The following is a 693-nucleotide window of genomic DNA, read 5'->3' as shown; positions in this document are numbered from 1 at the left end:
CTGCAGGACCGCGCCCTGATCGCGCTGGCCGCGCTGCTCAAGGCCTGGACGCTGACGCCCTCCACCACCGAGGGCTACGCCAAGGCCGAGGTGACGCTGGGCGGGGTGGATACGGATTCGCTCTCGCAGCAGAACCTGATGGCGAAGGAGGTGCCCGGCCTCTTCGTGATCGGCGAGGCGGTCGATGTCACGGGCTGGCTCGGCGGCTACAACTTCCAGTGGGCCTGGGCGAGCGGCTGGGCGGCCGGCGAGGCGGCCTGACTACAGGTGCTCGACAGTCAGCGCGCCGTCCCATTCCCGGTTCAGATACTCCACCACCAGCCGCCGGTGGCAGCGATGCGCCGTGGCCTCCGAGCAGAGCAGGCAGGCGCCGTCGAAGAAGGACGGCTTCAGCGCCTTTTCGACCTTCCGCTCCTTCATCAGCGCGGAGTWGTCGCGTGCGAAGTGCTCCCAGTCGCCCTTGTCCGTCTTGAAGAACTTCATCAGCTCCTCCGTTGGCGCGAGGCTGGGTTCCGGCACGTAGTCCATGCCGTTGATCGTCTTGAGGAACCAGGCGAGGTCGTCCGCCTTCGCGAAGCCCGCGAGCTGCGAGGTGTTGTGCAGCCGCACGTCGATCACCCGCTTCACCCCAGCCTTCCGCAGCCGCGCGAAGAAATGTTCCGCCGTCGTTTTCGTGAAGCCGATGGTGGCGAC

2 protein-coding genes are annotated in these 693 nt (G+C 67.1%); one reads left to right on the top strand and one right to left on the bottom strand.

The genetic code is table 11. From position 1 onward, the window contains the following. On the top strand, positions 1–261 hold a 261-nt coding region (locus AC1DWF_RS34820; protein ID WP_476843036.1), incomplete at its 5' end, for an NAD(P)/FAD-dependent oxidoreductase. On the opposite strand, the gene AC1DWF_RS34815 is transcribed toward AC1DWF_RS34820, so the two are convergent. Beyond that, on the bottom strand, positions 262–693 hold a 432-nt coding region (locus tag AC1DWF_RS34815), incomplete at its 5' end, for a DUF488 domain-containing protein (RefSeq protein ID WP_476843035.1).

This window comes from Aminobacter sp. P4_D5 (genome assembly GCF_056401815.1).
This window is presented reverse-complemented; position numbering and strand designations above follow the sequence as displayed.